The following is a 19,529-nucleotide window of genomic DNA, read 5'->3' as shown; positions in this document are numbered from 1 at the left end:
CCCTTCCAGTCACTTGAGGTTCAACCGCATCGACGAGAAGATGTGCCATGGGCATGAAAATCGGCGAACTTGCAGAACTGACCGGCACGACCGCGCCGACCATCCGCTACTACGAGGACATCGGTCTTTTGCCCGCGCCGGCCCGGGTGGGCCACCAGCGCCGCTACGGCCAGGACGATGCACGGCGACTGACATTGATCCGACGGTGCCGAAAGTTCGGATTTTCGCTCGACCAAATCCGGATGCTGACCTGCCTGATCCAAGACGATGAACGCCCGTGCAGCGACGCACGCGACCTCGCGCAGGCGCACCTTGAAGAGCTCCGCGACAAGCTGCGGGAATTGCATGCGCTCGAACGCGACGTCGCGATGTTCATCGAAGCAGCCGACGACGTCTGCCCCGGCGGATCTGGCCCGGACTGCGTTGTCCTGGAGCAACTCGCCGAATCGTCAGCGTCGTTGTAGAGCCAACGCCGCCGCGGCGCCGGTCTCATTGATCGCCAAGTGCGCCAGTATCGGCGCCAGCACGCTGCCGGATCGCTCGCCCAGCCAACCCAACACCCAGCCGGCAAGACCAGTAACGAGGACGGTGGGCAACACCGGCTCGCCAGTGGCACGCGCATCGGCGATATGGGAGAGCCCAAATGCGTTGGCCTGCAACAGCCTTCCGCCGGTTCGCCCGAAAGCGGCGTTGGCGGCGGCGGCCAATGCCCCGCGGTATGCCGCCTCCTCAGCGCACACGGTGCCCAGCGGGATGTGCAGCAACAGCCAGGCCGGCGCCGGTCGCGGTAGCTCGCGGTCGGTCATCCCCAGCCGGACCGGCGGCAGCGTCGTGGTCATCGCGACGGCGGTCGCCGCGCCGGTGCCCGCCATCGCTCCGACGCGCAGCCCCCGCCACAGCTGCGGCGGGCGAAGGCCCAGCGGCGCTCGGGTCGCGGCGATCAGCAGGCCGGCCAGGCCGGCCTGCGCGGGTGTACGCCACGGCGCCGGCACGCGCGGGGCGACAAAGCTCCAGCCGACCAGCATCGCCGCCAGCACCACCGCCTTTAGTTGGCGAAAAGCGTTGTGCCGCATCAGTCTTTGGGTTCGTCAGCGCTCGCGGTCTGCTTGAGCGCCACCCTGATGCGCTCGGTGTCGCTTGGCTGCCAGCCATCCGGCGGAGCGACTGCCACCCAGCCGTCCAGCACGATGTCGCCGTAGTTGTGGCCATGCCCGCCGGGCATGTCCTCGGCTTCGGTCAGATCGGCGCTGACCTGCCAGAATGTCACCACCGGATACCAGCTCATCGCAGCGGTCCGATCCTGGCCGGGTGGCTCGACCAGCCAGTCCGGCCGGGTGAACAACAGCCGGGGTGACCACCAGACGACGGGGTCGGACGGGTGCTGCAAGAACAGCACCCGGGTGCCGTCCCACGGTGGCGCGGCAGTGCGAGTCACGTCGTGCGGCGTCACCGCCTCGGAGAACCGCACCGTTCGCCCGTTGTCGTAGCACGGCTGCACTTGGGTGCTATGGGGATCGCGCCGCTCGATCAGCGCGTGCCACAACGGACTTTCGTGCGGGGGCCCGACCCACAGCACCGCGTCGAAGCCCATCCTGGGGATATCGGGCAGGAAGTCAAAGGCGCTTTGTCCGGCCATCGACCCCAGGCTTTCGCCGTACAGCACCAACTTCGGCCGGTGATCCCGCGGCAGTTGCTCCCAGTAGTGGTGAATGGAATCGACCAGCATCCGCCCGGCGTCCATCGACTTCTGCTGATCAGCCAAAAACGATATCCAGCTTGGCAAGTAGGAATACTGCGCACCGACTATCGCGGTGTCGCCGTCGTACATCATCTCGATCGCACGGGCCGCCACCGGATTGATCCAGCCGGTGCCCGTCGTCGGGACGATGACGAGCATTTTGCGATCGGATGCGCCGGTGCGTTCGAGTTCGCGCACCAGGACCTTCATCCGGCCTTCGTCGTCGTCGGCGGTGTGCAGTCCGGCGTAGATGCGGATGGGCTCGCGGGCGGGCCGACCGTTGATCCGGGTGATATCGGCGGCGTGCGGACCGGTGGCGACGAAGCTGCGGCCCTGATAGCCCAACGAATCCCAAGGCGCCAATGACGCTGGGCTGCCGGACTTTTCCGGCAGGGTCGGTTGTGTCAGACCGGGACGGGTTTCGCTGTTCTGCGGCTCGAAGATCGCGTTTGCCGCCGCGAAGAATCCTCGCACCAAGACACCATTGATGAGCAGCACCAGCACGGTGACCACGATCGCGGTTCCGATGAACATCGCTGTTTCGTTGTGGATGCGCCAGCGCCTGATCAGCATCCGGGCCAGCACCTTGATGGCGTCGATCAACACCCGCGACGCACCGACCAGCAGAGCGCCGACACCGGCCGCGACGAGCAGGGTGCGCAGGTACGCAGGCGCGGTCGGGCCGGGGATCCCCATCAGCGCCGACACCTGTCGTTGCCAGGATGCGGCCGGGATCAGCATCAGCACACACGCCGCCGGGGAGGCGACCACCACCGCGGCCTTCATCAACAGCAAGATCCGAGGCGGCGGCGGCCACCAGCCGGCGCTGCGCAGCACCAGGCGGTGCACCACCTTGCCGATCACCACCCCCAGGCCGTAGCCGAATGCGGCGTTGATTCCGCCGACCAATCCCTGGAAAATCCAGTCGCGCGGCAGCAGCGATGGGGTCAGCGACAGGCAGAAGAACAAGGCGCCGAACGCGATACCGACGTATTTCAACCGCAACAAGCTCCACGCCCACACCAGCAGGGGATGCCGGCCGGGTGCGTCGCGCACGGTCATCCGAAGAGTCGGGGTAGCACTGCCTCGGACGTGTCGCGCAGCTCGGCCAGGGACACCGTGAACAGTCCCTGAACCTCCACCGAATCCGAGCCCTGATCGACGACGCCGATGCGGGTGGCGGGCAGTCCACGCGCCTCGCACATCGAGGTGAATCGGCTCTCTTCGGTGCGGGGCACGGCCACCAGGACTCGGCCCGCCGACTCGGAGAACAGCATGACGAAGGGATCAGTACCCTCGGGAAGCACGATGCGGCAACCTGTTTCGCCGGCCAGCGCCGATTCCACCACCGCCTGCGCCAGACCGCCTTCGGACAGGTCGTGGGCCGCCGACACCAGCCCGTCGCGCGAAGCCGCGCTCAAGACCTCGGCCAGCAGCTTTTCCCGTGCCAGGTCGACCGCGGGTGGCAACCCGCCCAGATGGTCGGCGGTGACTTGCGCCCAGATCGAACCGTCGAACTCGTCGCGGGTCTCGCCCAGCAGCAGCAACGTCTCCCCCGCTTCGGTGCCCATCGCGGTCGGGATGCGACGCGCCACGTCGTCGATGACGCCCAGCACGCCGACCACCGGGGTAGGCAGGATCGCCGTCGACCCGGTCTGGTTGTAGAAGCTGACATTGCCGCCCGTCACCGGAATACCAAGCGTCGCACAGCCATCCGCCAAACCACGCACCGCCTGGGAGAACTGCCACATCACCCCGGGATCCTCCGGCGAACCGAAGTTGAGGCAGTTGGTGACCGCAACCGGGGTGGCGCCGGTGACGGCGACGTTGCGGTAGGCCTCGGCCAGCGCCAGCTGAGCGCCGGCATAGGGATCCAGCAGGGTGTAGCGACCCGAGGCATCGGTCGACACCGCGATGCCGCGGCCGGTGGTCTCATCGACGCGCAGCACGCCGCCGTCAGCGTGTTCGGCCAGCACCGTGTTGCCGCGCACATAGCGGTCGTACTGCTCGGTGATGAAGGCGCGACTGCACAAGTGCGGACTACCCAGCAGCGCAAGCAAAGTCGAGCGCAGCTCGTCGCCGGTGACCGGCCGCTTCAGGCTGCTCGACCGGTTGGCATTGAGCGCATCCTGTGACTCGGGGCGCGCGACCGGGCGCTGGTATACCGGGCCCTCGTCGGCCACCGTGCGTGGCGGCACGTCGGCGACCGTCTCCCCGTGCCAGGTGATTCGCAGCCGGTCGCCGTCGGTCACCTCGCCGATCACGGTGGCCAGCACCTCCCATTTGCGGCACACCGCCATGAACGCGTCAACGTTTTCCGGCGCGACCACCGCGCACATCCGCTCCTGCGATTCACTGCAAAGCACCTCGGCGGGCGTCATGTTCTTGGTGCGCAGCGGCACGGTGCCCAGTTCGATGGCCATACCGCCGTCACCGGCTGACGCTAATTCCGATGTGGCACAAGCTAATCCGGCCCCACCCAAGTCCTGGATCGCGATCACCAGGTCGGCGGCGTAAAGCTCCAGGCAGCACTCGATGAGCACCTTCTCCATGAACGGGTCGCCCACCTGCACCGACGGGAGCTTCTTGCGCCCGGGACCGGACTCGTCGCCGCCGAACGTGTCCGACGCCAGCACCGACACCCCGCCGATTCCGTCGAGCCCGGTTCGCGCACCGAACAGGATGATCTTGTTTCCGGCGCCGGACGCGAACGCCAGATGCAGGTCTTGTGCTCGCAGCACTCCCACGCACAACGCGTTGACCAACGGATTGCCGGCGTAGCTCGGGTCGAAGACGGTCTCGCCACCGATATTGGGCAGGCCCAGCGAATTGCCGTAGCCGCCGATGCCGCGAACCACGCCGTCGAGCACGCGGCGGGTGTCGGGAGCATCGGCCGCGCCGAAGCGCAGCTGGTCCATCACCGCGACGGGGCGCGCGCCCATCGCCATGATGTCGCGCACGATGCCGCCCACACCGGTGGCCGCACCCTGATAAGGCTCGACGTAGGAGGGGTGATTGTGTGATTCCACCTTGAAGGTGACCGCCCAGCCGTCGCCGATGTCGACAACACCCGCGTTTTCCCCGATGCCGGCCAGCATGCCGGCGCGCATCTGCTCGGTGGTGGTCTCACCGAAATAGCGCAGGTGGACTTTCGATGACTTGTAGGAGCAGTGTTCGCTCCACATGACCGCATACATCGCCAGTTCGACGTCGGTGGGCCGACGGCCCAGGATGTCGCGGATGCGCTGGTATTCGTCGTCTTTGAGACCTAGCTCACGAAACGGCTGCGGCTGATCGGGGCTGGCCGCGGCCCGCTCGACGGTATCGACCGCTTGGGTGAGCCCGGACGTCACGGGTCACAGTCTAGATTCCGGGCCGCGGCGGGATCGCCGGCTACTGCCCGACCACGCAGAACAGGTTGCCGGCCGGGTCGGCCAGGACAACCCAGCGGAAGCTTTCGCCCACGCTGTGCCGGCCGACCTCGCCGGCACCGGCGGCCACCAACCGCGCGACTTCGCCGTCTACGTCCGGGGTCGTGAAATCCAGGTGGACCCGATTTTTACCCGGGGTCGGATCGGGAACTTTCTGAAACCCGAGCTGCGGCCCTTCGGATCGGTTGACCGCGACGAACTCGCCCGGGATCAACTCGCGGCTTTCCCCGTCGAACTGATCTGCCCACCACCGCGCCAGCGTCGCGGGCTCGTCACAGTCGAAGGTGACCATCTCCATTTTGAGCGCCATACGCCGGTACGCTACTCACCCCTGTCCGCCCGGTGTCACCGCCGACGCGCCGGCATTGCGCAGCAGCTCAGCGCTTTCGGAATCGACCGGATAGAACAATTCGACGGCAAGTTCGTCCAGCGTGACGTCCAGTGGAGTCCCGAATGTCGTCAGCGTGGTGAACATCGAAAGTCGTTGTCCGCCAGCAATCTCAAGCTGGAAGGGGATCAGCAGGGCGGCATTGTCCGGCGGCCCGCGATGCGTCGACGCCGCCTTGACCCCGGGGTAAGAGAGCACTTCTTCGTGCAGTGCCTGCAATGTCGCGTCGCCGGTGAGCGCGATCGTGCGCCGCAGTTGATTGACGAGGTAGGCGGCCCATTCGTCGAAGTTCAGGGTTCGCCCGGCCAGCCCGTCCGGATGCAGGCATATCCGGTAGACGTTGGCGGGCGGGCCCAGCAGGCTCTGCGGCAGGCCGGCGGTCATCGCGCTGGCCGCCGCATTGGCCTGGACGATGTTCCAGCAGCGGTCTATGACGACGCCCGGGTAGGGATGGTGGGCGTCGAGGAGCCGCTGCAGGGCGCTGCGCGCCGGGGTGAGCGCATCGTCATCCAGCGGACGCGTTTGGTACCGGGGCGCATACCCGGCGGCGAGCAGCAGCGTGTTGCGTTCCCGCAGCGGTATGTCCAGGCCGTCGGCCAGCGCAAGCACCATCTCCGCGCTGGGTCGGGAACGTCCGGTCTCAATGAAGCTCAGATGCCGCGCCGAGACGCCGACGCCCAGTGACAGGTCGAGCTGGCTCACCCGTCGCCGTGCCCGCCATTCCCGCAACAACGCACCAACACTCGGCTCGGTCACGAGGAAACGGTAGACGTATCGCTGCACCGCCGCGATGACCTCGGAGGTAATTGTGCGGCGGCACTTTTACGGCGCAGGCTCGATGCGACGCGCTTCACCGGAGCGCCCAACCCAGGGAGGAAGTCATGACCGAAGTTCAATCCGCGCCGATGTTCAGCGCCGAGCTCTGGGCCGCGTTTTGGGCGGCGCCCGATGCGTCTCGGGTGTCGAACATCCTGGCCGAGGACATCATCGGCTACTGGCCTGACAACCCGGAGCCGGTACGCGGAATCGCGGCCTACACGAACAAGATCGCCGAATTGCTGGCCGCCGCGCCGGATCTACGGCTCGAGCTGGTCGACAGCGCAACCGTCCCGGGCAACGCCGCGGGCGAGGAGCTGATCTTTCTGCACTACGTCGGCCAGGGCACCGGCCCGGACGGACCGTTCGAGATCCGCGGGCTGGACCGGGTCCGCACCCGCGACGGCGTCGTGGTGGAGAACGTCATCCGCTACGAGCCGATCTCCCTCGTCCACAGCTGAGCGCACGCGTCACTGCGGCGCCAAAAATGCCTGCAGGGCGGCCGAGTAAGCGCCGACGTCGTGAGCGCCCATGAGTTCGCGCGCCGAATGCATGGCCAGCTGGGCCGCACCCACGTCGACGGTCGGGATGCCGGTGCGGGCCGACGTCATCGGGCCGATCGTCGATCCGCACGGCAGGTCGGCACGGTGCTCGTAGCGCTGCAACGGCACGTCGGCTTGCCGGCAGGCCAGCGCAAACGCCGCGGCGGTGCGGCCATCGGTGGCATAGCGCAGATTCGGCTGCACCTTGAGCACCGGGCCCGCGTTGATGGCGATCAGGTGGCCGGGCTCATGGCGGTCCGGATAGTTGGGATGCGTGGCGTGGGCCATGTCAGCCGACGCCACCATCGAGGCGCTGACGCGGCGCAGGAAGTCCTCGCGGCTGCCGCCGCCGGCCAGCACAATGCGCTCCAACGTCGTCAACAACAGCTCCGAATTCGCGCCGTGATCGGATGTCGACCCGACTTCCTCATGGTCGAACAGCGCCAGCACCGGCAGATACCCGTGCGGCTCGGCGGCCAGCAGCGCTTCGGTGCCCGCATAGCAACTCGCCTGGTTGTCCAGCCGTGGGGCGCTGACGAATGCGCCGTCGACGCCGGAGAGCGTCGACGGCGCCAGGTCATGCGTCATCAAGTCGAAGCCGAGCACGTCGTCGCGCGCGGAACCGGCCCGCTCGGCGACGTAGTCCAAAAATGACCCGGTGGCGTCGTCGGCCGCCCAGACCGCGTTGACGTGACGCTGCGGGTCCAAAGTGACCGACTTGCGGTCCTCGGCCAGATGGATGGCCAGCTGCGGGACCCGCAGGATCGGCTCGTCGACGCGGACCAATCGGTGGTCGATGTGATCACCGTCGCGCACCGACAAGCGTCCGCTGATGCCCAGATCGCGGTCCAGCCACGAGTTCAGCCATGCACCGCCGTAGGGCTGCAGCGCGACCAGCTGCCACCCGGCGACCTGTCGGTCCGGGTGTTGTTTGACCCGCAGGTTGGGGCTGTCGGTGTGGGCGCCGACGATGCGAAAAGGCCGCTGTGCGTCGCCGCTGCTGTCCCAGGCCACCAGCGAACCGGCCCGGACGATGAAAAACCTGCCAGCGTTGCTCGGCCACGGGTCGGCCTCGGCGAGCTCGGCGTATCCGGCGGCACGCAGCCGCTGCGCGACCGTCGCGCAGACGTGAAACGGCGAGGGGGACGCGTCGATGAATTCGCACAGGCCCGATGCCGTCGCCGCCATGCCCACATCCTTTCATCACCACTTCCTCACCACACCGGCCGGGACGTTAGGGTCAAAGCGTGCCCGCCGTGCAGCCGCAACCGATCCTGGAGCCGCTGACACCGGCGGCGATCTTTTTGGTCCTCACCATCAACGAGGGCGGCGAGGCGGCGGTGCACGAGGCGTTGCCCGACATCTCCGGACTGGTTCGCGCGATCGGGTTCCGCGATCCGGCCAAGCGTTTGTCGGCGGTCGCCTCCATCGGCTCCGACGCCTGGGACCGGTTGTTCGCCGGCCCGCGGCCCGCCGGCCTGCATCCGTTCATCGAGCTCCAAGGCCCGCGGCACACCGCCCCCGCCACGCCGGGCGACCTGTTGTTCCACATTCGGGCCGAGGCGATGGACTTCTGCTTCGAGCTGGCCGGCCGACTCGTCGACGCCATGGGCGACGTCACCGTGGTCGACGAAGTGCACGCGTTCCGGTTCTTCGACAACCGGGATCTGCTCGGATTCGTCGACGGCACCGAGAACCCCGACGGCCCGCTGGCCGCCAGCGCCACCCAGATCGGCGACGAGGACCCCGACTTTGCGGGCGGGTGCTATGTGCATGTGCAGAAGTACGTGCACGACATGGCCGGGTGGAACGCCTTGTCGGTGACCGAGCAGGAACGGGTGATAGGCCGAACCAAGCTGGAAGACATCGAATTCGACGAAGACGACAAGCCGGCCGACGCGCACATCGCGCTGAACAAGGTTGAAGACGACGACGGCAACGAACTCAAAATCGTGCGACACAACATGCCGTTCGGCGAAGTGGGCAAGGGCGAGTACGGCACCTATTACATCGGCTACTCGCGAAACCCGGCTGTCACCGAACAGATGCTGCGCAACATGTTTCTCGGCGATCCGCCCGGTAACACCGACCGCATCCTGGACTTCTCGACCGCGGTTACCGGCGGCTTGTTCTTTTCTCCCACCATCAACTTTCTCGACGATCCGCCCCCCATGCCGGGTGCAGCAGCGGCGGCGACGGATTCCGAATCACAGGACGGGTCATTGGCGATCGGCAGTCTGAAAGGAAACCCGCAATGAACAACCTCTACCGCGAGCTGGCGCCAATCACCGAAGCCGCCTGGGCGGAAATCGAATTGGAGGCGTCACGTACCTTCAAGCGCCACATCGCCGGGCGTCGGGTGGTAGATGTCAGCGAGCCCGGGGGGCCGGTGGCGGCGGCGGTCAGCACCGGCCGGCTCACCGAGGTGACGGCACCCACCGATGGAGTCGAGGCGCACCTGCGCGCGAGCAAGCCGCTTGTGCGGCTTCGGGTTCCGTTCACCCTGTCGCGCTCGGAAATCGACGACGTGGAGCGCGGCTCGCACGACTCGGACTGGGATCCGGTCAAGGACGCCGCGAAGAAGCTCGCATTCGTCGAAGACCGGGCCATCTTCGAAGGCTATCCGGCGGCGTCGATCGAGGGAATCCGTAGCTGCAGTTCCAACCCGGCACTGACGCTGCCGGCCGAAGTTCGCGATTTCCCGGATGTCATTTCGCAAGCGTTGTCCGGGCTCCGGTTGGCAGGTGTCGACGGCCCCTATTCGGTGCTGCTGTCCGCGGAGGCGTACACCAAAGTCAGCGAAACCACCGAACACGGCTATCCGATCCGCGAGCATCTGCACCGGCTGGTCGACGGTGACATCATCTGGGCTCCGGCGATTGACGGTGCGTTCGTCTTGACCACTCGCGGTGGAGATTTCGACCTGCAGCTGGGCACCGATGTGGCGATCGGCTACCTGTCACACGACGCCGACACCGTGCGGCTGTACATGCAGGAGACGATGACATTCCTGTGCTACACCGCCGAAGCCTCGGTCTGCCTCAGCGCCTAGCCCCCCCTTTTCTTGCCCCTTTTCCCGCGAGGGGGCGTGTTTGTACGGCGACACGCCGCAGATGCCGTACAAATGCGCCCGCTCGCGGCGAAACTAGGCCGCCAGAACGGAATCCAGCGCGGAGTAGAACAGGCCGAGCCCGTCGTCGGAGGGCCCGGTAAGCCCCTCGATGGCATGCTCGGGATGCGGCATCAGGCCGACCACGCGGCCATTGGCCGAACTGATTCCGGCAATGTTGCGCAGCGAGCCGTTGACGTTATCGTGGTAGCGAAAGACCACTCGCCCTTCGCCTTCCAGTTCGTCGAGTACCTTTTCGGGGGCGACGTAGCGGCCCTCACCGGACTTCAGCGGCACCAGCAGATCAGCCTGAGGTTCGAAACGCGAGGTCCAGGCCGTCGTCGTCGACTCGACCCGCAGCCACACGTCGCGGCAAATGAAATGCAAACCGGCGTTGCGGGTCAGCGCCCCCGGCAATAGCCCAGCTTCACAGAGCACTTGAAAACCGTTGCAAATACCTAAAACTGGCAGACCGGCCCGGGCTGCGGCCATGACTTCACCCATCACCGGGGCGAACCGGGCGATCGCACCGGCGCGCAGGTAGTCACCGTAGGAGAACCCGCCCGGCACGACGACCGCGTCGACGCCTTTCAGATCGGCGTCGGCGTGCCACAGATTGACCACCTCGGCACCGACGAACCGGGCCGCGCGGGCCGCGTCGACGTCGTCGAGAGTGCCGGGAAAGGTGATGATCCCGATGCGCGCCGTCATTGCGCTTCCCTGCTGACGGTCCAATCCTCGATCACGGTGTTGGCCAGCAGCGATTCGGCTATCTCGGCAAGAACGGAGTCATCGACGCTGTCGTCGACCTCGAGTTCAAATCGCTTGCCTTGCCTCACATCTGAGATTCCGGTATGGCCCAGCCGGCCCAGTGCGCCGACGATCGCCTGGCCCTGCGGGTCGAGGATCTCGGCCTTGGGCATCACGTTCACAACCACCCGGGCCACCGGGGTCCTCCTTCGATCGGTTTGCTCGGCCATCAACTCTACCGGTGAGGTCAGCCACACGAGCTGATGTAGGCCTCGCACAGCGGCCCGGTCATCGCGTCCAGGACCTGGTCGTCGGAGAGCACCGGCCAGGGCACCCTCGGCGGCCCCGACGACCACAGCGCAAGCGTGCTGATTGTGCTGCTCTGCGGATGCGCGACCAGGTAGGTGTGCATGATCACCGGTCCGCTGATCACCACTGCCAGCCGATTCGGCCCATCGACGGTGACCGACGGCGACTGGTCCGGCGAGCCCAGCTGGCAGCCGCGCAGCGCCGCCCCGGCGATGGTGAACACCGACATGACGTTCTGGCCGCCGCGTGCGGTGTCACCGCGCCAGTGCAGTATCTGAGCCTGCAACTGCCACTGACCTTGGGGGTTGACCACACTCGCGCGTGCCGTGACCGCGAAGTCGCGAGTGTCCTGGGGGAACACCGGGGTGGCGCACAACTCCTCAAAGCGGAACCGCGGCGTCATCTGGGTCAATGGCTCGGCGATGCGGGCAAGGGATGGCCAGCGATATGCCGAGTTCAGCGGGATATCCCGGGGTTGGATCCACGCGGTGTCGGGGATCTTGTCGCACGTCGGCGGGCAGGTTTCCGAGTCGGCGCGGGCCGCGCCGAGCGCAGGTCCGCCCGCCAGAGCACTCGCCAGCAGCACCGCTGCCAGGATCACCCGCATAGCCTGCACCCCTCGAGCGCACAATCGTAGACATGGAACTTACGCACTTCGGCCATTCCTGTCTGCTCGCCGACTTCGGCCATACCACTGTGTTATTCGACCCGGGTAATTTCTCGCACGGTTTTGAGGGAATCACCGGCCTGTCCGCGATCGTGATCACCCATCAACATCCCGATCACGTGGACGCCGCGCGGTTGCCGGCGCTGTGCGAGGCCAATCCCGGCGCCGCGTTGTACGCCGACCCCCAAACCGCCGAGCAACTCGGCGAACCGTGCAAGGCCGTGCATGTCGGCGACGAGCTGTCTGTCGGCGGGCTGACGATTCGGGCCGTCGGCGGCCGGCATGCGGTCATCCACCCGGAAATCCCGGTTATCGACAACATCTCGTACCTGGTGGGCGACGGCGATCATCCCGCGCGTCTCATGCACCCCGGTGATGCGCTATTTGTTCCCGACGAGCCGGTGGACGTGCTGGCCACCCCGGCCGCGGCGCCCTGGATGAAGATTTCCGAGGCAGTGGACTATTTGCGTGCGGTCGCGCCAACCCGCGCGGTGCCGATCCACCAGGCCATTATCGCGCCCGAGGCGCGCGGCATTTTCTACGGTCGGCTCAGTGAGATGACCGACACCGATTTCCAAGTGCTGCCCGAGGAAAGCGCGGTCGGTTTCTAGGCGATGTCGCTCGCCGCGCCCCGGCCGGCGGCTCGGCCGGAGAAGATGCAGCCGCCCAGGAAGGTGCCCTCGAGGGCTCGGTAACCGTGCACACCGCCGCCGCCGAAACCCGCCACCTCGCCCGCGGCGTACAACCCGTCCAACGGGGTGCCGTCGGATTTGAGGACGCGCGAATCCAGGTCGGTCTCCAGCCCGCCCAACGTCTTTCGGGTCAGAATGTGCAGCTTGACCGCGATCATCGGCCCGGCCTTGGGATCGGTCAAACGATGCGGCGCGACCACCCGGCCCAGCCGATCGCCCAGGTAGGTGCGTGCGGCCCGAATCGCTGTGATCTGGCTGTCCTTGGTGAACCGGTTGGCCACCTCGCGGTCACGTGCGGTGACCTCCTCAGCCACCGTCGCATAGTCCAGAGGCACCACGTCGGGCAACTTGTTCATCGCAGACACCAAGTCCCGCAACGAGTTAGCGCTGACGAAGTCCACACCGCGATCGACGAATGCCTGCACCGGCCCCGGAGGGCCGGACCGGGCCCGCGACGCAAGCAGCTGACGAACGCTGCGTCCGGTCAGATCCGGGTTCTGCTCCTGCCCCGAAAGCGCGAACTCCTTCTCAATGATCTTGGCGTTCAACACAAACCAGGTGTAGTCGTAACCGGACTGTGCGATGTATTCCAACGTGCCCAGCGTGTCGAAACCCGGATACAGCGGCGCGGGCAGTCGCTTACCCTTGGCATCCAGCCACAACGACGACGGACCGGGGATGATGCGGATGCCGTGGCGCGGCCAGATCGGGTCATAGTTGGTGATGCCCTCGGTGTAATGCCACATCCGGTCACGGTTGATCACCCGGGCGCCGATTTTCTCGGCGATCCCTATCATCCGCCCGTCGACGTGGGCCGGCACTCCGCTGAGCAGCTGCTCGGGTACCCGGCCCATCCGCTTGGGCCAGTTCGCCCGGACCATGTCGTGGTTGCCACCGATGCCGCCGCTGGTGACAATTACCGCAGGCGCACGGAACTCGAACTGCCCCACCACAGTTCGCGACGATGCCACTCCGCGTGGCTCCGCCGAGGGTTCCAAAATGCTGCCCCGCACCCCGGTCACCGCGTCGTTTTCGACGATCAGCTCGTCGACTTGGTGGCGGTGCGCGAATCGCACGGTTGATCGATCGCGCAGTTGGCGCGCAAATATCTCTACGATCGCCGGCCCAGTGCCCCAAGTGATGTGGAAACGCGGCACCGAATTACCGTGCCCGCGTGCGTCGTACCCGCCGCGCTCGGCCCAGCCCACCAACGGGAAGATCCGCAGACCACGCGAACACAGCCAACTGCGCTTCTCCCCCGCCGCGAAGTCCACGTAGGCGTGTGCCCATTGCCGCGGCCAGTAGTCTTCCGGCCGGTCGAATGCGGCGGTGCCCAGCCAATCCTGCAACGCCAACTCGTGGCTGTCGCGGATACCGAGACGGCGTTGTTCGGGGCTGTTGACGAAGAACAGGCCACCGAACGACCAGAACGCCTGCCCACCGAGATTGGCGCTGTTCTCCTGGTCGACGATCAGCACCCGCATGCCGCGATCGGCCACCTCGCAGGCGGCGACGAGACCGGCCAACCCCGCTCCGACAATGATCACGTCCGCGTCAGTCATGCCGGCAACCCTAGCGGTCAGGCTGCGTCGCGCACCTTCCGATCGTCGGTCCACTGGTACACAGTCGGTTCGCAGCGGTGCAGCGCAGCAAGGTCGACGGCGTCCAACATCGCCTGCAGCGGACCGGGCTTTTGCAGCTGGCGGGCGGCGACCGCGACCCGGACTGTGCCGCCGCGGCGGGCGATGCGTTCGGCCGAGAGCACCAGCATCCGGCACCACCAGGACTCGGCGAGGAAGCCTTCACCGATGCCCAGCACGCGGGCGCGTTCGGTGGTGCCGCGAACCAGATCCGTGATGCCATGCAGAGCAGCAAGCAGCCGAAAACCATTGCGCGGCAATGCAGTTACCGCACTCGGCGAGGCTGTCCAGCCGGGCGGTGCGAATAGCCGGGTGCGCAGGCCGAGGTGTTCGAGGACGCGGTCGGCTGCCATCAGCCGCAGGTTGGCCTCGTGGGCCGGCAAGGTGGCGAACTCGCCTCGGCGCTTCTTGGTTGCCGCTTCGTCGTAGCCGTGCAAGACGATGGCGTCGCCGCCGGCGCGCCTCGCGGTCAGCCACTCGACGGTGCGCGGATCGCGGTCGAGCCGGTAGCCGCCCTTGAGTCGCGGCGCCACCAGCAACGACACCGGCACGTTGCGCGCGTCCATCTGCTCACAGAATGCGTCGACGTCGTCCAACGTTTGCTCGCCGATCCCGGAGACCGAGACGATCAGCTTTCCAGACACGCCACAAGTGTGCCGATCACAGGTTTACAGACGGTGAAATTTATGCAGCGTCTCGGCGTCGATACGTCCTGCCAGCTAACTCGGCAGCACGGCCTCGATAGCGGCGATGACCTCGGGCGCATCGGGCGTGGTCCGCGGCCTGAATCGATTAGCCACCGCCCCGCCCGGCGCGATGAGGAACTTCTCGAAATTCCACTGGATGTCGCCGGCCTCACCGGTTGCATCGGGCGTCTTGGTCAGCTCGGCGTACAGCGGATGCCGGTTAGGCCCGTTCACCTCGGTCTTGGCCAGCAACGGGAAGGTGACACCGTAGTTGGTGGAGCAAAACGCCTGGATCTCTTCGGGACTGCCCGGTTCTTGGCCCATGAATTGATTGCATGGGACGCCGATCACAGTAAGGCCGCGTTCGGCGTAATCCTGCGCCAGCTGCTGTAGCGCGCTGTATTGCGGAGTGAGACCGCATTTCGACGCGACGTTCACCACCAGCACGGCGCGGTCGGCGTAGTCAGCGAGCGACAACGGGCGGCCATCGAGAGTGGTCAGCGCAATCTCGGTAAGTGTCATGGCGATGAGGTTACGCGGCGCGGCTGCGCTAATCCGAAAACAGGATCGTGGCGATCCGTTCGACGGTTCGCATCGGATCGGCGCCCTTGACCCGTTCGTCGACCGCGTCGTTGAGCCATAACATCGAAAACCCGTGCACCAGTGACCATGCCGCCAGCTCGGCGCCGTCCGGATCGGCCTTGGCCCGCGGATCACGCAGACTCGCTATCCCTCGCGACAACTCCGCAGCGGCCGCGGCCTGGGCGGCAGCCAACTCGCTGTCCGACGCGTCGACCAGCGACCTGTCGAACATCACCGCGTAGTGGCCCGGATGCTCGATGGCGAACCGCACATACGCCAGCGCCGCATCCAAAAAGCGCGGGCGGGCCTCGACGAGCGCCGCGGCCAGCAGCTCGAAACCCTGCGTGGCCAGCGCGGTGAACAACCCGCGCCGATCGGTGAAGTGATGCGCCGGGGCGGCATGCGAAACGCCGGCCTCGCGGGCCAGTTCGCGCAGTGATATCCGGTCGGCGCCCCGCTCTGCGACCAACCGCGCTGCCTCGGCAAGGATCACTGCCCGCAAATCGCCGTGGTGATAACTGGAACGCGTCATGCGACCAGCGTACGGGACAATCTTGACAATGGCTAGATCTCGGCCGTATCGTCATCGCTCGTAACTTGTCACTGTCTAGATTGAGAGGTCAGCCCATGGCGCCGTTAATTACTTTGCTGGTCAGCGGCATCATTGCCCGGGTTGTCGGCGGGCTCGGCGTCGACTACGTCAGCACCTGGACCAAGGCGATCGCGGTCGGCCTGGCAGCTATGTTCGTCCTGACCGCTGTGGCGCATTTCGTGCCGCCGCTGCGCGGCGACATGATCGCGATCGTTCCGCCGCGACTGCCCGCGGCCGGTTTCCTCGTCACGCTCACCGGAGTGCTGGAGTTCATCGGCGCTGCGGGCCTGCTGCTCCCCGCGACGCGCGTCGCCGCCGCGATCTGCCTGCTGCTGCTGATGTTGTTGATGTTCCCGGCCAACGTTCACGCCGCCCGGATGCCCAATCCGCCGAAGTCGATGACGACCCGGCTACCCCGGCGCACCGCTGAGGAGATCGTCTACCTGGCCGCTGCCATAGTGGTCATGGTCGGCAGCAGCTAGCAGCCACGCATACTGGTAGGCGATCTCCTTCCATCGCTCGTAACGACCGCTGATGCCGCCGTGACCAGCGCTCATCTGAGTCTTCAGCAGCACCGGGTTACCATTGGCGTTTGTGTGGCGCAGTGCCGCAACCCATTTCGCGGGCTCCACATAATAGACCCGGGTGTCGTTGAGAGAAGTCATCGCAAAGATCGGCGGATAGTCCTTGCGGGTGACGTTCTCGTACGGTGAGTAGGACTTCATGTAGTCGTAGACGTCCTTGTCCTGCAGGGGATTTCCCCACTCGTCCCATTCGGTGACAGTCAGTGGCAGGGAAGGATCCAAAATGGTGGTCAGCGGGTCGACGAACGGGACCTGGGCCCAGATGCCGGCGAACAGCTCGGGCGCGAGGTTGGCGACCGCCCCCATCAGCAGCCCGCCCGCGCTGCCGCCGAACGCCACCAACCGATCCGGCCTGGTGACTCCGGAGTCGATGAGGTGCTTGGCCACCGCCACGAAATCGGTGAAGCTGTTCTTCTTCCTCAACAACTTGCCCTGCTCGTACCACAGCCGGCCCATCTCGCCGCCGCCGCGTACGTGGGCGATGGCGAAAACCATGCCCCGGTCCAGCAGCGACAAGCGGGGGATCGAGAATCGCGGGTCTTCGCAGATCTCATAAGCGCCGTAGCCGTAAAGCGCGGTCGGCGCCGGGAATTCGATACCGGCGCGGTGCACGATCGACACCGGGATGCGACTGCCGTCTTCGGTGCGCGCCCACTCGCGCCGTTCCACGTAGTCTTCGCGGCGATAGTCGCCGAGCACCGGCTCCTCACGCAGCAGCGTGCGTTCGCCGGTAGCCAGGTCGAGGTCGTAGATCTGCGCCGGCGTGACGAAGGATCCGGCGCCGATACGTAGTTTCGGCGAGTCCCAGGAAGGATTGGCGCCCAGGCCGGTCGACATCAGCTCGGACTCGAAGGAAACTTCGTCCGGCTCGCCATAGTTACCGTCGTCGCGGATGGGCCAGAGCTGAATCCGCGGCAGCGCCTCGCGGCGATAGCTGACCACGAGATGGCGCTTGAAGGCGTCCACCGCGTCGAGTCGTACGTCGTCGCGGTGGTCGATCAGGGTGCGCTGTGCGGTCGGATCACCGACCGGCACCTCCACCAGCTTGAAGTTCACCGCGCCGTCGTTGTGCAGGATCAAGAATCGGTCTTCGCCGCCGACCTTCGCGTGCTCCACGGAGTATTCGACTCCATCTCGGCGCGGCCACACGGTAACGAACTCGGCATGAGGATCGGCGGCGTCGCCGTAACGAACCTCTGAGGTGATCGCCGAGCCCGACACGATCAGCACGTAGGCGTCGCTGCGGGTGCGGCCCACCGCAAGCCAGAATCGCTCGTCGGGCTCGTGATAGACCTTCTCGGCGGGCAAACCCGACCCCAGCCGGTGCCGCCACACCGTGTCGGGACGCCACGCCGCGTCCACCGTCACGTAGTAGATCGTGCGATTGTCGGTGGCCCAGGTCGCGCCCGCACCGATCCCGACGATTTCGTCGGGGTACCGCTCGCCTGTCCGTAAATCTTTGAACCGCAACGTGTAACGTTCGTCCCCAACGGTGTCGACGGAGTACGCGAGGATGTTGCCGTCGGGGCTCACACTTGCCGCGCCCAGGGCGAAGAAATCGTGTCCTTCTGCTTCGACGTTCTCGTCGAGCAGCACCTGTTCGCCCGGAATCTCGGTTTCCTCGTCCAGCGTCGGCGGCTGCCAGTCCTCCGGATCCTTGATCGGGCAACGGCAATGGATCCCATACTGCTTGCCCTCGAAACTGCGAGCGTAGTACCACCATGCGCCACGGCGGATCGGCACCGACAGGTCGGTTTCCTTGGTCCGGGCCTTGATCTCGTCGAAAATCCGTTGCCGCAAGGGTTCCAGCTGTGCGGTGGACTGCTCGGCGTAGGCGTTTTCGGCCTCGAGATATGCGATGACCTCCGGGTCGGACTTGTCGCGCAGCCATTCGTAAGGGTCGACGAACACGTCGCCGTGAAATTCGCGCCGGTGCTCCACCCGCTTGGCGACCGGCGGCATGTGGTTTTTACTCATGCCGACGGCCCGATCCAATCGTCGAAGCGATGACCGGAAATCCGTTCGTAGGCTTCGATATAGCGAGCGCGGGTGGCATCGATGATGTCATCGGGCAGCGGAGGCGGAGGCTTGGATCCGGAGCGATCCCAGCCGGACTCCGGACTGGTGAGCCAGTTTCGGACGAACTGCTTGTCGAAGCTGGGCTGCACCACACCTGGCCGGTAGCCGGCGGCGGGCCAGTACCGCGACGAGTCCGGGGTGAATACTTCGTCCGCCAGCACCAGATTGCCGTTTCCGTCGAGGCCGAACTCGAATTTGGTGTCGGCGATGATGATTCCCTTCGTCAATGCGTGATCGGCAGCCTGCGCATAGGTCTGCAGAGTCCGATCGCGAAGCTGGTTGGCGCGCACCGCACCTACCATCTCTATCAGCCGGGCGAACGAGATGTTCTCGTCGTGTTGGCCGAGTTCGGCTTTCGTCGCCGGGGTGAACAGTGGACTGGGGAACTTGCTGGCCTCGACCAAGCCCGGCGGCAACGAGATGCCGCACAGTTGGCCGGTCTGCTGATAGTCCACTAGCCCTGAGCCGGTCAGGTAGCCGCGGGCCACACATTCGACCGGCAGCATCTCGAGCTCACGCACCACCAACGCGCGGCCGAGTACCTCGGCGGGGATGCGCGGGTCATCGGGTGGACCGGCCAGATGATTCGGGGCGTCGATAAGGTCGAAGAAGAACACGCTCATCGCGGTCAGAATCCGGCCCTTGTCCGGAATCGTGCTGTCCAAGATGTAGTCGAACGCCGAGATCCGGTCCGTGGCGACGAACAGCAGGGTCTCGTCGTCGACGCGATACAGCTCGCGGACCTTGCCGCTGGCCAGATGCTGATAGTCGGACAGGGCGGGACGCACCGGGCCAGCCTATGCGGCGATTGCAAGCGCGGCGAAGCCGGGCGCAGCGGGTCGCCGCGTATCTATCAGGCGGCGATCGCAAGCGCGGCGAAGCCGGGCGCAGCGGGTCGCCGCGTCTCCATCAGGCGGCGATCGC

At 66.2% G+C, this 19,529-nt stretch carries 21 protein-coding genes; 6 read left to right on the top strand and 15 right to left on the bottom strand.

The window, feature by feature from the left end; genetic code table 11:
• Window positions 1-53: 53 nt before the first annotated feature.
• A complete protein-coding gene (locus MSP7336_RS08745) occupies window positions 54-464 on the top strand; it encodes a MerR family transcriptional regulator (RefSeq protein WP_244917440.1) in 411 nt (136 codons plus the stop codon).
• Here the strand turns inward: MSP7336_RS08745 and MSP7336_RS08740 are convergent.
• Genes MSP7336_RS08740 through MSP7336_RS08720 form a run of 5 tightly spaced genes read right to left on the bottom strand, consistent with a single transcriptional unit; the run spans window position 450 to window position 6,313 of the window.
• Window positions 450-1,073, bottom strand: coding sequence for an Rv0804 family intramembrane glutamic endopeptidase (locus MSP7336_RS08740; RefSeq protein WP_113963514.1), 624 nt, complete (start codon window positions 1,071-1,073; stop codon window positions 450-452). The two genes, MSP7336_RS08745 and MSP7336_RS08740, sit on opposite strands and share 15 nt — an antisense overlap.
• Window positions 1,073-2,800, bottom strand: a complete 1,728-nt coding sequence (locus MSP7336_RS08735) for an alpha/beta hydrolase (RefSeq protein ID WP_113963513.1) — start codon at window positions 2,798-2,800, stop codon at window positions 1,073-1,075. Before MSP7336_RS08735 ends, MSP7336_RS08740 begins: the two co-directional genes overlap by 1 nt.
• Window positions 2,797-5,091, bottom strand: a complete 2,295-nt coding sequence (gene purL / locus MSP7336_RS08730; RefSeq protein ID WP_113963512.1) for a phosphoribosylformylglycinamidine synthase subunit PurL — start codon at window positions 5,089-5,091, stop codon at window positions 2,797-2,799. Before purL ends, MSP7336_RS08735 begins: the two co-directional genes overlap by 4 nt.
• Window positions 5,092-5,131: 40 nt before the next feature.
• Window positions 5,132-5,479 carry a VOC family protein gene (locus tag MSP7336_RS08725; protein ID WP_069395781.1) on the bottom strand — a complete coding sequence of 116 codons (348 nt, stop codon included), beginning with the start codon at window positions 5,477-5,479 and terminating at the stop codon, window positions 5,132-5,134.
• A gap of 15 nt (window positions 5,480-5,494) precedes the next feature.
• Window positions 5,495-6,313 (bottom strand): helix-turn-helix domain-containing protein, encoded by an 819-nt coding sequence (locus MSP7336_RS08720; protein WP_069395908.1) that lies wholly within the window; start codon window positions 6,311-6,313, stop codon window positions 5,495-5,497.
• Between the two features lie 125 nt (window positions 6,314-6,438).
• Here MSP7336_RS08720 and MSP7336_RS08715 point away from each other — a divergent pair, with 125 nt between their 5' ends.
• Window positions 6,439-6,834 (top strand): nuclear transport factor 2 family protein, encoded by a 396-nt coding sequence (locus tag MSP7336_RS08715; RefSeq protein ID WP_069395780.1) that lies wholly within the window; start codon window positions 6,439-6,441, stop codon window positions 6,832-6,834.
• A 9-nt stretch (window positions 6,835-6,843) separates the two neighbouring features.
• Here MSP7336_RS08715 and MSP7336_RS08710 read toward each other — a convergent pair whose 3' ends face one another.
• Window positions 6,844-8,103 carry a M18 family aminopeptidase gene (locus MSP7336_RS08710; RefSeq protein ID WP_069395779.1) on the bottom strand — a complete coding sequence of 420 codons (1,260 nt, stop codon included), beginning with the start codon at window positions 8,101-8,103 and terminating at the stop codon, window positions 6,844-6,846.
• A gap of 59 nt (window positions 8,104-8,162) precedes the next feature.
• Between MSP7336_RS08710 and MSP7336_RS08705 the strand changes: the two genes are divergently transcribed.
• On the top strand, window positions 8,163-9,173 hold the full coding sequence (locus MSP7336_RS08705; RefSeq protein WP_069395778.1) for a Dyp-type peroxidase: 1,011 nt from the start codon (window positions 8,163-8,165) through the stop codon (window positions 9,171-9,173).
• Window positions 9,170-9,967, top strand: coding sequence for a family 1 encapsulin nanocompartment shell protein (locus tag MSP7336_RS08700; protein WP_069395777.1), 798 nt, complete (start codon window positions 9,170-9,172; stop codon window positions 9,965-9,967). The genes MSP7336_RS08705 and MSP7336_RS08700 overlap by 4 nt, the downstream gene beginning before the upstream one ends.
• 93 nt (window positions 9,968-10,060) lie before the next feature.
• On the opposite strand, the gene purQ is transcribed toward MSP7336_RS08700, so the two are convergent.
• Genes purQ through MSP7336_RS08685 form a run of 3 tightly spaced genes read right to left on the bottom strand, consistent with a single transcriptional unit; the run spans window position 10,061 to window position 11,690 of the window.
• Window positions 10,061-10,735 carry a phosphoribosylformylglycinamidine synthase subunit PurQ gene (gene purQ / locus MSP7336_RS08695; RefSeq protein ID WP_069395776.1) on the bottom strand — a complete coding sequence of 225 codons (675 nt, stop codon included), beginning with the start codon at window positions 10,733-10,735 and terminating at the stop codon, window positions 10,061-10,063.
• Window positions 10,732-10,971 (bottom strand): phosphoribosylformylglycinamidine synthase subunit PurS, encoded by a 240-nt coding sequence (gene purS, locus MSP7336_RS08690; RefSeq protein WP_069395775.1) that lies wholly within the window; start codon window positions 10,969-10,971, stop codon window positions 10,732-10,734. The genes purQ and purS overlap by 4 nt, the downstream gene beginning before the upstream one ends.
• A 50-nt stretch (window positions 10,972-11,021) precedes the next feature.
• Window positions 11,022-11,690 (bottom strand): ATPase, encoded by a 669-nt coding sequence (locus MSP7336_RS08685; RefSeq protein ID WP_069395774.1) that lies wholly within the window; start codon window positions 11,688-11,690, stop codon window positions 11,022-11,024.
• Between the two features lie 32 nt (window positions 11,691-11,722).
• Here MSP7336_RS08685 and MSP7336_RS08680 point away from each other — a divergent pair, with 32 nt between their 5' ends.
• Window positions 11,723-12,361 (top strand): MBL fold metallo-hydrolase, encoded by a 639-nt coding sequence (locus tag MSP7336_RS08680; RefSeq protein ID WP_069395773.1) that lies wholly within the window; start codon window positions 11,723-11,725, stop codon window positions 12,359-12,361.
• Here MSP7336_RS08680 and MSP7336_RS08675 read toward each other — a convergent pair.
• The 4 genes from MSP7336_RS08675 to MSP7336_RS08660 form a co-directional block, all read right to left on the bottom strand.
• Window positions 12,358-14,004 (bottom strand): FAD-binding dehydrogenase, encoded by a 1,647-nt coding sequence (locus tag MSP7336_RS08675; RefSeq protein WP_113963511.1) that lies wholly within the window; start codon window positions 14,002-14,004, stop codon window positions 12,358-12,360. The two genes, MSP7336_RS08680 and MSP7336_RS08675, sit on opposite strands and share 4 nt — an antisense overlap.
• A 17-nt stretch (window positions 14,005-14,021) precedes the next feature.
• Window positions 14,022-14,726 carry a DUF2334 domain-containing protein gene (locus MSP7336_RS08670; protein WP_113963510.1) on the bottom strand — a complete coding sequence of 235 codons (705 nt, stop codon included), beginning with the start codon at window positions 14,724-14,726 and terminating at the stop codon, window positions 14,022-14,024.
• Window positions 14,727-14,801: 75 nt separating this feature from the next.
• On the bottom strand, window positions 14,802-15,290 hold the full coding sequence (locus tag MSP7336_RS08665) for a glutathione peroxidase (RefSeq protein WP_113963509.1): 489 nt from the start codon (window positions 15,288-15,290) through the stop codon (window positions 14,802-14,804).
• 28 nt (window positions 15,291-15,318) lie between these two features.
• Window positions 15,319-15,882 carry a TetR/AcrR family transcriptional regulator gene (locus tag MSP7336_RS08660; RefSeq protein ID WP_113963508.1) on the bottom strand — a complete coding sequence of 188 codons (564 nt, stop codon included), beginning with the start codon at window positions 15,880-15,882 and terminating at the stop codon, window positions 15,319-15,321.
• A 95-nt stretch (window positions 15,883-15,977) separates the two neighbouring features.
• Between MSP7336_RS08660 and MSP7336_RS08655 the strand changes: the two genes are divergently transcribed.
• On the top strand, window positions 15,978-16,424 hold the full coding sequence (locus tag MSP7336_RS08655) for a DoxX family protein (protein WP_113963507.1): 447 nt from the start codon (window positions 15,978-15,980) through the stop codon (window positions 16,422-16,424).
• Here the strand turns inward: MSP7336_RS08655 and MSP7336_RS08650 are convergent.
• Both MSP7336_RS08650 and MSP7336_RS08645 read right to left on the bottom strand, forming a co-directional pair.
• Window positions 16,353-18,503, bottom strand: a complete 2,151-nt coding sequence (locus tag MSP7336_RS08650) for a S9 family peptidase (protein ID WP_113963506.1) — start codon at window positions 18,501-18,503, stop codon at window positions 16,353-16,355. The genes MSP7336_RS08655 and MSP7336_RS08650 overlap by 72 nt on opposite strands.
• Entirely contained in the window at window positions 18,500-19,393 is an 894-nt protein-coding gene (locus MSP7336_RS08645) for a phosphoribosylaminoimidazolesuccinocarboxamide synthase (RefSeq protein WP_113963505.1), read from the bottom strand. Before MSP7336_RS08645 ends, MSP7336_RS08650 begins: the two co-directional genes overlap by 4 nt.
• Window positions 19,394-19,529 lie beyond the last annotated feature (136 nt).

Source organism: Mycobacterium shimoidei (assembly GCF_900417275.1).
GTDB classification, from domain to species: Bacteria; Actinomycetota; Actinomycetes; order Mycobacteriales; family Mycobacteriaceae; genus Mycobacterium; species Mycobacterium shimoidei.
The sequence above is the reverse complement of the archived record's forward strand: the minus strand, read 5'-3'. Positions and strand labels throughout refer to the sequence as shown.

Coding starts and splice junctions, on each gene's coding strand:
- MSP7336_RS08745 (WP_244917440.1), top strand. CDS start 54: ATGAAAATCGGCGAACTTGCAGAACTGACCGGCACGACCGCGCCGACC.
- MSP7336_RS08740 (WP_113963514.1), bottom strand. CDS start 1,073: ATGCGGCACAACGCTTTTCGCCAACTAAAGGCGGTGGTGCTGGCGGCG.
- MSP7336_RS08735 (WP_113963513.1), bottom strand. CDS start 2,800: ATGACCGTGCGCGACGCACCCGGCCGGCATCCCCTGCTGGTGTGGGCG.
- MSP7336_RS08725 (WP_069395781.1), bottom strand. CDS start 5,479: ATGGCGCTCAAAATGGAGATGGTCACCTTCGACTGTGACGAGCCCGCG.
- MSP7336_RS08715 (WP_069395780.1), top strand. CDS start 6,439: ATGACCGAAGTTCAATCCGCGCCGATGTTCAGCGCCGAGCTCTGGGCC.
- MSP7336_RS08710 (WP_069395779.1), bottom strand. CDS start 8,103: ATGGCGGCGACGGCATCGGGCCTGTGCGAATTCATCGACGCGTCCCCC.
- MSP7336_RS08700 (WP_069395777.1), top strand. CDS start 9,170: ATGAACAACCTCTACCGCGAGCTGGCGCCAATCACCGAAGCCGCCTGG.
- purQ (WP_069395776.1), bottom strand. CDS start 10,735: ATGACGGCGCGCATCGGGATCATCACCTTTCCCGGCACTCTCGACGAC.
- MSP7336_RS08685 (WP_069395774.1), bottom strand. CDS start 11,690: ATGCGGGTGATCCTGGCAGCGGTGCTGCTGGCGAGTGCTCTGGCGGGC.
- MSP7336_RS08680 (WP_069395773.1), top strand. CDS start 11,723: ATGGAACTTACGCACTTCGGCCATTCCTGTCTGCTCGCCGACTTCGGC.
- MSP7336_RS08675 (WP_113963511.1), bottom strand. CDS start 14,004: ATGACTGACGCGGACGTGATCATTGTCGGAGCGGGGTTGGCCGGTCTC.
- MSP7336_RS08665 (WP_113963509.1), bottom strand. CDS start 15,290: ATGACACTTACCGAGATTGCGCTGACCACTCTCGATGGCCGCCCGTTG.
- MSP7336_RS08660 (WP_113963508.1), bottom strand. CDS start 15,882: ATGACGCGTTCCAGTTATCACCACGGCGATTTGCGGGCAGTGATCCTT.
- MSP7336_RS08655 (WP_113963507.1), top strand. CDS start 15,978: ATGGCGCCGTTAATTACTTTGCTGGTCAGCGGCATCATTGCCCGGGTT.
- MSP7336_RS08650 (WP_113963506.1), bottom strand. CDS start 18,503: ATGAGTAAAAACCACATGCCGCCGGTCGCCAAGCGGGTGGAGCACCGG.